This is a genomic window from Xanthomonas sp. SHU 308, assembly GCF_000364645.1.
Classification (GTDB): Bacteria; Pseudomonadota; Gammaproteobacteria; order Xanthomonadales; family Xanthomonadaceae; genus Xanthomonas_A; species Xanthomonas_A sontii.
The window spans coordinates 1-9448 of sequence record NZ_AQOK01000309.1; the positions used below are offsets into that span (position 1 = coordinate 1).

Sequence of the window (9448 nt, forward strand, 5' to 3'; positions counted from 1 at the left end):
CGCCGCCGCCGCCGCTTCCATGTCCGAGTCCCCGCGCCCCCCTCGCGCACGCCGCACCGCGCGCGCCGCCACCGCCCCCACCCCGCCCGAGCGCGGCCTGGCCGCGGAGCTGATGCGGCGCATCGGCGAATGCGAAGGCGACCCGAACTTCATGACCTCGCTGGCGCGCGGCCTGGCCGTGCTCAGCGCCTTCGGCCAGCACAGCCGCGACGTCAGCATGGCCCAGCTCAGCGCCGACACCGGCATTCCGCGCGCGGCGGTGCGGCGCGTGCTGTACACGCTGGAGAAGCTCGGCTACGCCGGCACCCACGGCCGCGGCTACGTGCTGCTGCCGCGCGCGCTGGGCATCGGCAGCGGCTACCTGTCCACCGCCGCGCTGTCGGTGGCGGCGCAGCCGGTGCTGGACGCGCTGCGCGACACCCTGCACGAGTCCTGCTCGCTGGGCGTGCTCGACGGCGACGACCTGCTGTACGTGGCGCGTGCGGAAACCGTGCGGATCATGTCGATCGGCCTGCGCGCCGGCAGCCGCCTGCCGGCGTACTGCACCTCGATGGGCCGGGTGTTGCTGGCGGCGCAACCGGGCGACACCTTGAGCAGCTATCTGGAGCGCAATCCGCTGCGCCCGCGCACCGAACGCACCGTCACCGACCGCGCGCAGTTCCAGGCCCTGCTCGAGCGCGTGCAGCGCGACGGCTACGCGGTGGTGGACCAGGAACTGGAGATCGGCCTGCGCTCGGTGGCGGTGCCGGTGCGCAACCGCCAGGACCGCGTGGTCGCCGCGCTCAACGTCGGCAGCTCGGTGGCGCGGATGACCCTGGGCAGCCTGCAGAGCACGGTGCTGCCGGCGCTGCGGCATGCGGCGCAGCAGTTGAGCCGCGTGCTGGACTGACCCGCATCCGCCCCTGCGGGGCACCTTTCCCTCCGACGAAACAAGGGATAAGCCCCTCTCCCCCCGGGAGAGGGGTTGGGGTGAGGGTCCGGCACGCGCCGCGATCTGGCCGATACCACGCATCTGCCGAAGCAACGCAACGTGTCAGCCACGCGTCGCATCGTGTCGTTCGCGGCGCTCGGTGCAGCGGACCGCGTGTCACGATCATTCCCAGCCGTGCCGCAACAGCGGCGCCGGGCTCAATCCGTCGCTTCGGCCGCCTGCTCGGCCAGGATCGGCGCGGCCAGGGCGAAGGCGTGGTTGGCCGCGGGCACACCGCAATAGATCGCCGCCTGCAGCAGCACTTCCTTGATTTCGTCGGCGCTGACGCCGTTGTTGCGCGCGGCGCGCACGTGCAGCTTGAACTCCTCGTCGTGGCCGCGCGCCACCATCATCGCCAGGGTCAGCAGCGAGCGCGTGTGCCGCGGCAGGCCCTCGCGGGTCCACACCGTGCCCCAGGCGGTACGGGTGATGAACTCCTGGAATTCCTCGGTGAACGGCGTGCGCGCGGCCAGCGAGCGGTCGACGTGGGCATCGCCGAGCACCGCGCGGCGCACCTGCAGGCCGGCGGCGTAGCGTTCGTTCTCGTCCATCGGGTCGACTCCTGAAACGTGGGGAAAGGCGGGCGTTGGCTACTGCAGCAGGAAGCGCAGCAGCGCGTCGTTGAAGGCGTGCGGCGACTCGACGTTGCACAGGTGGCGGCCGTGCACCTCGGCCTCCTCGCCCTGCGCCACCTGCGTGGCGATGACCTGCAGATCGGCCGGCGGACACACCGGATCGTCGTGCCCGGCCACGGCCAGCACCGGCACGCCGATCTCGCCCAGGCGCGCGCGGAAGTCGGCCTCGGCCAGCGCCTGGCAGCAGCCGATGTAGGCCTGCGCATCGGTGGCGCGGAAGCTGTCCAGGATCGCCTCGACGGTCGCCGGCTGCGCTTCGGCGAAGGCCGGGGTGAACCAGCGCGTGCGGGTGCCGTCGCACAGCGGCGCCAGGCCCTCGGCGCGCACCTGCTCGATGCGCGCCTGCCAACTCTCGGCGCTACCGATTTTGGCCGCGGTGGCGCACAGGGTGAGGCTGAGCAGGCGCTCGCCCGCGTGCAGGCCCAGCCACTGCCCGGTCAGCCCGCCGATCGACAGGCCGCAGAAATGGCTGCGCTCGATCGACAGCGCATCCCAGAGCGCCACCACGTCGCCGCCGAGGTCGGCGATGGCATAGGGCGCCGGCGGGGTGGTGGACGCGCCATGGCCGCGACGGTCGTAGCGCAGCACGCGGAAGTGCGGCGACAGCGCGGCGATCTGCGCGTCCCACATGTGCAGGTCGGTGCCGAGCGAGTTGCACAGGGTCAGCCACGGACGGCCTTCGCTGCCGTCGATGCGGTAATGCAGACGATGCGTGGGCAGGTCGAGGATGGGCATGGGCGGCGCTCGCAGGGAAAGTGGAAGGGGCCGTCGCGGCATGTAACCGCGCGGCACCGGCAAGTCTAGAACGTGGCGCCGACACTGCGGCAGACAGGTACGGCGCGGCGCCTCACCCGCGCGCCTGCGCGGCGAGCACGCGCTCGATCCACACCGTCGCCGTGCCGCGCCAGCTGTCGCTGGCAAACAGCGTATCCAGAGCCGCCGGCGCCAGCACCGCGGTCACCTGCGGCTCCTCGGCCAGCACCGCGCGCAGGTGCTGCTGCGTGGCCAGCGCGCGGCGCACCGCGGTTTCCACCAGCGCGTGCGCGGCAGTCTTGCCCAGGTGCGCGGCCAGGGTCACCGCCACCGCCTCGGCGTAGAGCAGGCCGCCGTGGCTGTCCAGATGCGCGGCCATGCGCGCGCGGTCCAGCTCCAGGCCCTCGATCAGCACCCGCACCTGGGCCAGGCTGCCGGCACTCAGGCGCACCAGTTCCGGCAAGGTTTCCCATTCGGCATGCCAGCCGCCGACCGCGCGCTCGTGTTCCTGCGGCAGTGCCGCGAACAGGGTCGCGAGCAGCCCGGGCGCGCGCGTGGCCGCGGCGATCGCGACCACGCAGCCGACAGGATTGCGCTTGTGCGGCATCGCCGAGGAGCCGCCCTTACCCGCCGCCGCCGGCTCGAACGCCTCGGCCACTTCCGACTGCATCAGCAACGCGACGTCGCGTCCGATCTTGCCGAGGCTGCCGGCGAGCAGCGCGAACGCCGCGCCGATCTCGCCGATACGATCGCGCGCCGCGTGCCAGGGCAGCGCCGGCAACGGCAGCCGCAATTCCTCGGCCAACGCCTCGGCCACGGCCAGGCCCTGCGACTGCAGCGCAGCCAGGGTGCCGGCGGCACCGCCGAACTGCAGCACCAGGGCGTCCTCGCGCAGCGCCTGCAGGCGTCGGCGGCTGCGCTGCAGCGCGTCCAGCCAGCCGGCAGCCTTCAGTCCGAAGGTCACCGGCACCGCCTGCTGCAACAGGGTGCGCCCGGGCAGGCCGGTGTCGCGCTCGCGCTGCGCCAACGCCGCCAGCGCCGTGCACAGCGCGTCCAGTTGCGCTTCCACATGGTCGAGCGCGGCGCGCAGTTGCAGCACCGCGCCGCTGTCGATGATGTCCTGGCTGGTCGCGCCCCAGTGCACCCAGCGCGCGGCGTCCTCATCGGCGGCGGCGACCTGCGCGGTGAGCGCCTTGACCAAGGGGATCGCCGGATTGCCGGCCAACGCGGTGGCGGCGGCCAGCGCCGGCAGGTCGTAGCGCGCGGCATCGCAGGCGGTGGCGATCGGCGCCGCTACGTCGGCCGGGATCACGCCGCAGCGTGCCTGCGCGCGCGCCAGCGCCGCTTCCACGTCGAGCATGGCCTGCAGGCGCGCGCGGTCGTCGAACAGCGCATCGACGGCCGGATCGCCGAACAGCGGACGCAACAGGGACTCGGAGACGCTCATCGGTTCGTAGGCGGTGGAGAGATCATGCAGCGTAACCGCTGCAGCCTGTGCGGGATGTCGCTGCGCTCAGTAGCGGAAGAACACGGTCTCGTGCTCGCCCTGCATGCGCACGTCCCACTGGTAGCGATTGGGCGCCTGCGGTTGCGCGACCAGGGTCGCGCGGCGCTCGGCCGGCACCTGCGCCAGGATCGCGTCGCCGTCCAGGTCGTCGTCGCCGAAGTAGAGCCGGGTCGGCGCGGCGCGCAGCAGGCCGCGCATGAACACCAGCACCACCAGGTGCGGCGCCTGCAGGCCCTTGGGCCCGGCGACGCGCCCGGGCTTGACCGTACGGAAGGCGAAGCGGCCCTGCGCGTCGGTCGGCACCCGGCCCCAGCCGTGGAAGGCGGGATCGTGGTCGCCGCGGCGCGGATCGGCGGCATGGTCGTAGATGCCGGCGGCATCGGCCTGCCAGATCTCCAGCAGCGCATCGCCGACCGGTGCGCCGTTGCCGTCGAACACGCTGCCGACGATCTCCACGTGGGTGCCCTGCGCCTGTGGCGGCGCGATCTCGGTGCGGTACAGCGGTTCCAGCCCGATCCGGTAGTAGGGACCGACCGTCTGCGAAGGGGTTGCCTGGAAACTCATCGCCTCACTCCCAAGGGGTCTGCTTGCGTCCGCGCAGGACGATGTCGAAACGGTAGCCCAGCGCGAACTCGTTGGCGGTGGTCTCCCAGTCGAACGCGGAGACCATGCGCTCGCGCGCCTTCGGGTCCTCCACGCAGTTGAAGATCGGGTCGAACGCCAGCAGCGGATCGCCGGGGAAATACATCTGCGTGACCAGGCGCTGGCCGATGCCGTCGCCGTGCAGCGAGAAGTGGATGTGCGCCGGGCGCCAGGCGTTGTAGTGGTTGCGCCACGGATAGGCGCCGGGCTTGATGGTGGTGAAGCGGTAGCGGCCGTGGTCGTCGGTCAGCACCTGGCCGGTGCCGGTGAAGTTGGGATCCAGCGGCGCGTCGTGCTGGTCGCCGGCGTGCAGGTAGCGGCCGGCGGCGTTGCACTGCCACACCTCGACCACGCTGTTGCGCACCGGCTTGCCGTTCTCGTCGAGCAGGCGCCCGCTGACGATGATGCGCTCGCCCAGCGGCGCGCCGGGGAAGCCGACGGTGAGATCGGCGGCGTGTTCGCCCAGGGTGGTGCGGTCCAGGGTCGGGCCGGTGGCCTCGGACAGGGTCAGCGGGATCGCGATCGGATCGCGGGTCGGGCCGCGCGCGCCGGTGGAGGCGTAGGGCGGGTGCAGGTAGGCCGGCTGCGTCCCGGGGTACGGGCGGCGATAGCCGAGCAGGGGATCGATGGGGGTGTCGTCGCGCATCGTGCGGTCTCGCTGGCTCCGCGCGGAGCCGGTTGGCTGGAGGAATGATGCAGGCGTATGCGGCGCAGCGTCGATGGGGCGAGCGGCTACAGCCGCTCGATCGCCAGCGCCACGCCCTGGCCGACGCCGATGCACATGGTCGCCAGACCGCGGCGACCACCGCTGGCCTCGAGCTGGCGCAGCAGGGTCAGGGCGAGGCGCGCGCCGCTCATGCCCAGCGGATGACCGAGTGCGATCGCGCCGCCGTTGGCGTTGACGTGTGCGGCATCGTCGGCGACGCCGAGTTCGCGCAGGCATGCCAGGCCCTGCGCGGCAAACGCCTCGTTGAGTTCGATCGCATCGAAGTCGCCGATGGACAGCCCCAGCCGCGCCAGCAGCTTGCGCGTGGCCGGCACCGGGCCGATGCCCATGTAGGCCGGCTCCACGCCGGCGCTGGCGAAGCCCAGCACGCGTGCGCGCGGGGTCAGGCCCAGCGCCTGCACCTGCGCGTCGCTGGCCAGCAGCAGCGCGGCGGCGCCGTCGTTGATGCCCGATGCATTGCCGGCGGTGACCGTACCCGGCTGGCGGAAGATCGGCTTGAGCCTGGCCAGCGCCTCGAGAGTGGTGTCGGCACGCGGATGCTCGTCGGCACTGACCTCGACGGTCTCGCCACGCTTCCTGCCCGGTGCGGTCACCGGCACGATCTCGCCGTCGAAGAAACCGGCGGCCTGCGCGGCGGCGGTGCGCTGCTGGCTGCGCAGGGCGAAGGCGTCCTGGTCCTCGCGCGAGATGCCGTAGCGTGCGGCCACGTTCTCGGCCGTCTCGCCCATCAGCTCCACGCCATACCGTTGCTGCAGCTTCGGATTGACGAAGCGCCAACCCATGGTGGTGTCTTCGAGCTGCTGGTTGCGGGCGAAGGCGCTGTCGGCCTTGCCCATCACCCACGGCGCGCGCGACATCGACTCGACGCCGCCGGCGATGGCCAGGCCCAGCTCGCCGGCGCGGATGCCGCGCGCGACGGTGCCGATGGCATCCAGGCCCGACCCGCATAGGCGGTTGACCGTGCTGCCCGGCACGCCGAACGGCAGGCCCGCCAGCAGCAGGCTCATGCGCGCGACGTTGCGGTTGTCCTCGCCGGCCTGGTTGGCGCAGCCCAGGTAGACGTCGTCGAGTTGCGCCGGATCCAACTGCGGCTGCCGCGCCAGCAGCGCCTGCAGCGGCACCGCGCCGAGGTCGTCCGCACGCACCCCGGCCAGGGCGCCGCCGTAGCGGCCGATCGGCGTGCGGATGCCGTCGATGATGTAGGCCTCGTTCATGCCGCCTCCGTGGAATCGGCCAGGGTCAGCGCCAGCCCGGTGGCCTGGCGTAGGTCGTCCAGGCTCACGCCCTCGACCAGTTCGAGCACGCGCGCGCCGTCCGGCCCCAGCGCGAACACGCCCAGGTCGGTGTACACCCGCGACACGCAACGCAGCCCGGTCAACGGATAGCTGCAGGCGTTCACCAGCTTGGGCTCGCCGCGCTTGGTCAGCAGTTCCATCATCACGTAGACCTGCTTGGCACCGATCGCCAGATCCATCGCGCCGCCGACCGCCGGGATCGCATCGGCCGCGCCGGTGCTCCAGTTGGCCAGGTCGCCGTGCACCGACACCTGGAACGCACCGAGCACGCACACGTCCAGGCGCCCGCTGCGCATCATCGCGAACGAGTCGGCGTGGTGGAAATAGCAGCCGCCGGTCAGCAGTGTCACCGGCTGCTTGCCGGCGTTGATCAGGTCCAGGTCCTCCTGGCCCGGCGGCGGCGCCGGCCCCATGCCGAGCAGGCCGTTCTCGCTGTGCAGGAAGATCTCCTTGTCCGCCGGCAGGAAGTTGGCCACCGCGGTCGGCAGGCCGATGCCCAGGTTGACGTAGGCGCCCTCGGGGATGTCGCGCGCCACCCGTGCGGCCAGCGCGTTGCGGTCGATGCCGCGCCCGTTCAATGCGTGCATGCGCCCTCCTGTGCGGTGGCCACCGCCACCACCCGTTGCACGAAGATGCCCGGCGTCACCACCGCTTCCGGGTCCAGTGCGCCGAGTTCCACCACTTTCTCCACCTGCACGATCGCGCAGGTCGCGGCCATCGCCATCAGCGGGCCGAAGTTGCGCGCGGTCTTGCGGTACACCAGGTTGCCCCAGCGGTCGCCGTGGTGCGCCTTGATCAGCGCGAAATCGGCGCGGATCGGATACTCCAGCACGTAGTGGCGGCCGTCGATCTCGCGGGTCTCCTTGCCGGCGGCCAGCTCGGTGCCGTAGCCGGTGGGGGTGAAGATCGCGCCCAGGCCGTTGCCGGCCGCGTGAATGCGCGCGGCCAGGTTGCCCTGCGGCACCAGTTCCAGTTCCAGCTCGCCGGCGCGGTAGGCCGCGTCGAAGTGCTGCGAGTCGCTCTGCCGCGGGAACGAGCACACGATCTTGCGCACGCGCTTGTGCTTGATCAGCGCAGCCAGCCCGGTCTCGCCGTTGCCGGCGTTGTTGTTGACGATGGTCAGCTCGCGCGCGCCCTGCGCGATCAGCGCGTCGATCAGCGCATCGGGCATGCCCGCAGTACCGAAGCCGCCGATCATCACCGTGGCGCCATCGTGGATGTCGGCCACTGCGTCGGCGCACGAAGCCAGGGTCTTGTCGATCATCGGCGCCGCTCCGCCGTCGCCGGCCAGGGGCACAGCGCACAGGGGCGCAGGCGCATTACGGGGTCTGCCACGACATCCTCCTCCAGGTCGCTTCGGGAGGCCACGTTAGGCCCGCTCCGGCGGGCGGTCAATCCGATTATCGGATGCATTGTTCGATAAACGAACAATTTAACGATGCGGCAACGGCACGCCGACCCATCCCTGTTGTATACATTCGGCCATCGCCGCATCTCGGGCGATGGCGTGAAGGCAGCGCTAGCTCGCCCTCCGCCCGCAACACGCAAGGATCTTCCCCAGCCTGTTGTATACACAATCGAGGTCGCCGCCATGCAGTCGTCCACTCCGGCATTTCCGCTCAATGCCTGGTACGCCATCGCCTGGGATCACGAGGTCAAGCACGCGCTGCTGCCGCGCAAGGTGTGCAACCTGGACATCGTGCTGTACCGCACCAGCAGCGGCCGCGTCGCCGCGCTCGAGGACGCCTGCTGGCATCGGCTGGTGCCGCTGTCGATGGGCCGGCTGCGCGGCGACGACGTGGTCTGCGGCTACCACGGCCTGGTCTACGACGCGAACGGGCGCTGCGTGCACATGCCCTCGCAGGACACGATCAACCCTTCCGCCTGCGTGCGCCGCTTCCCCACCGTGGAGCGGCACCGCTACGTCTGGGTGTGGCCGGGCGACGCGGCGCTGGCCGACCCCGCGCTGGTGCCGGACCTGCACTGGAACGACGACCCGGCCTGGGCCGGCGACGGCCGCACCATCCACGTCAAGTGCGACTACCGGCTGGTGCTGGACAACCTGATGGACCTGACCCACGAGACCTTCGTACACGGCTCCAGCATCGGCCAGGACGAGGTCGCCGAGGCGCCGTTCGACGTGGTCCACGGCGAACGCAGCACGGTGGTCTCGCGCTGGATGCTGGACATCGACCCGCCGCCGTTCTGGGCCTGGCAGATCGAGCATGCGCACGGCTACCGCGGCAAGGTCGACCGCTGGCAGATCATCCGCTTCGAAGCGCCCTGCACCATCGCCATCGATGTGGGCGTGGCGGTGGCCGGCAGCGGCGCGCCGCAGGGCGACCGCTCGCGCGGGGTCAACGGCTACGTGCTCAACACCATCACCCCGGAAACCGATCGCACCTGCCATTACTTCTGGGCATTCGCGCGCAACCATTCGCTGCACGAGCAGTCGATCACCACGCGCCTGCGCGACGGCGTCAGCGGTGTGTTCGGCGAGGACGAGCTGATCCTGGAAGCGCAGCAGCGCGCCATCGACGCGCATCCGGATCACGTGTTCTACAACCTCAACGTCGATGCCGGCGGCATGTGGGCGCGGCGCCTGATCGAGCGCATGGTCGCCGCCGAGCAGCGCAACCAGGACCTGCAGCTGCGCATGGTCGGATGAACCGCCGCCAGGATCCCGGAGCCACCGCCATGTCCGCCGCGCATCCGTTCCGCTCCAGTGCCGCGCAGACCACCCGCGCCCTGCTGGAAGTGCGCGAGCTGATCCTGGCCGGCGCCCTGCCCGCCGGCGAGCGCCTGTCCGAGGTCGCGCTGGTGGAGCGCCTGGGCGTCTCGCGCACGCCGGTGCGCGCCGCCCTGCAGCGACTGGCCGGGGAAGGCCTGGTGCAGCCGCTGCGTGGCGGCGGCTACGCG

At 71.6% G+C, this 9448-nt stretch carries 11 protein-coding genes; 3 read left to right on the forward strand and 8 right to left on the reverse strand.

Annotated features, from left to right (window positions below; all coding sequences use genetic code 11):
• The first annotated feature begins 19 nt into the window (after window positions 1-19).
• Window positions 20-889: an IclR family transcriptional regulator C-terminal domain-containing protein gene (locus D588_RS0110955; RefSeq protein WP_026143592.1), complete on the forward strand. Its 870-nt coding sequence runs from the start codon at window positions 20-22 to the stop codon at window positions 887-889.
• A gap of 239 nt (window positions 890-1128) precedes the next feature.
• Here the strand turns inward: D588_RS0110955 and pcaC are convergent, their stop codons facing one another.
• The 8 genes from pcaC to D588_RS0110995 form a co-directional block, all read right to left on the reverse strand.
• Window positions 1129-1521 (reverse strand): 4-carboxymuconolactone decarboxylase, encoded by a 393-nt coding sequence (gene pcaC, locus D588_RS0110960; RefSeq protein ID WP_017911723.1) that lies wholly within the window; start codon window positions 1519-1521, stop codon window positions 1129-1131.
• 39 nt (window positions 1522-1560) lie between these two features.
• Window positions 1561-2340: a 3-oxoadipate enol-lactonase gene (pcaD, locus tag D588_RS0110965; RefSeq protein ID WP_017916005.1), complete on the reverse strand. Its 780-nt coding sequence runs from the start codon at window positions 2338-2340 to the stop codon at window positions 1561-1563.
• A 112-nt stretch (window positions 2341-2452) separates the two neighbouring features.
• The gene (locus D588_RS0110970) at window positions 2453-3805 is read right to left on the reverse strand and encodes a 3-carboxy-cis,cis-muconate cycloisomerase (protein WP_017916006.1); all 1353 of its coding nucleotides are present in this window, start codon (window positions 3803-3805) and stop codon (window positions 2453-2455) included.
• Between the two features lie 66 nt (window positions 3806-3871).
• Window positions 3872-4429, reverse strand: coding sequence for a protocatechuate 3,4-dioxygenase subunit alpha (gene pcaG / locus D588_RS0110975; RefSeq protein WP_017916007.1), 558 nt, complete (start codon window positions 4427-4429; stop codon window positions 3872-3874).
• A gap of 4 nt (window positions 4430-4433) precedes the next feature.
• On the reverse strand, window positions 4434-5153 hold the full coding sequence (gene pcaH, locus D588_RS0110980) for a protocatechuate 3,4-dioxygenase subunit beta (protein ID WP_017916008.1): 720 nt from the start codon (window positions 5151-5153) through the stop codon (window positions 4434-4436).
• Between the two features lie 86 nt (window positions 5154-5239).
• Window positions 5240-6448, reverse strand: a complete 1209-nt coding sequence (gene pcaF / locus D588_RS0110985) for a 3-oxoadipyl-CoA thiolase (RefSeq protein ID WP_017916009.1) — start codon at window positions 6446-6448, stop codon at window positions 5240-5242.
• Complete coding sequence (locus D588_RS0110990) at window positions 6445-7116, reverse strand: 3-oxoacid CoA-transferase subunit B (protein ID WP_017908145.1); 672 nt, start codon at window positions 7114-7116, stop codon at window positions 6445-6447. The genes pcaF and D588_RS0110990 overlap by 4 nt, the downstream gene beginning before the upstream one ends.
• Window positions 7104-7793, reverse strand: coding sequence for a 3-oxoacid CoA-transferase subunit A (locus D588_RS0110995; protein ID WP_017911717.1), 690 nt, complete (start codon window positions 7791-7793; stop codon window positions 7104-7106). The genes D588_RS0110990 and D588_RS0110995 overlap by 13 nt, the downstream gene beginning before the upstream one ends.
• A 327-nt stretch (window positions 7794-8120) precedes the next feature.
• Here D588_RS0110995 and D588_RS0111000 point away from each other — a divergent pair, with 327 nt between their 5' ends.
• Both D588_RS0111000 and D588_RS24500 read left to right on the forward strand, forming a co-directional pair.
• On the forward strand, window positions 8121-9197 hold the full coding sequence (locus D588_RS0111000; RefSeq protein WP_017916012.1) for an aromatic ring-hydroxylating dioxygenase subunit alpha: 1077 nt from the start codon (window positions 8121-8123) through the stop codon (window positions 9195-9197).
• 29 nt (window positions 9198-9226) lie between these two features.
• Window positions 9227-9448 (forward strand): winged helix-turn-helix domain-containing protein (locus D588_RS24500; RefSeq protein WP_157836449.1); only part of this gene is annotated, 222 nt, incomplete at its 3' end.

Coding starts and splice junctions, on each gene's coding strand:
- D588_RS0110955 (WP_026143592.1), top strand. CDS start 20: ATGTCCGAGTCCCCGCGCCCCCCTCGCGCACGCCGCACCGCGCGCGCC.
- pcaH (WP_017916008.1), bottom strand. CDS start 5,153: ATGCGCGACGACACCCCCATCGATCCCCTGCTCGGCTATCGCCGCCCG.
- D588_RS0110970 (WP_017916006.1), bottom strand. CDS start 3,805: ATGAGCGTCTCCGAGTCCCTGTTGCGTCCGCTGTTCGGCGATCCGGCC.
- pcaC (WP_017911723.1), bottom strand. CDS start 1,521: ATGGACGAGAACGAACGCTACGCCGCCGGCCTGCAGGTGCGCCGCGCG.
- D588_RS0110990 (WP_017908145.1), bottom strand. CDS start 7,116: ATGCACGCATTGAACGGGCGCGGCATCGACCGCAACGCGCTGGCCGCA.
- pcaD (WP_017916005.1), bottom strand. CDS start 2,340: ATGCCCATCCTCGACCTGCCCACGCATCGTCTGCATTACCGCATCGAC.
- D588_RS0110995 (WP_017911717.1), bottom strand. CDS start 7,793: ATGATCGACAAGACCCTGGCTTCGTGCGCCGACGCAGTGGCCGACATC.
- D588_RS0111000 (WP_017916012.1), top strand. CDS start 8,121: ATGCAGTCGTCCACTCCGGCATTTCCGCTCAATGCCTGGTACGCCATC.
- pcaG (WP_017916007.1), bottom strand. CDS start 4,429: ATGAGTTTCCAGGCAACCCCTTCGCAGACGGTCGGTCCCTACTACCGG.
- pcaF (WP_017916009.1), bottom strand. CDS start 6,448: ATGAACGAGGCCTACATCATCGACGGCATCCGCACGCCGATCGGCCGC.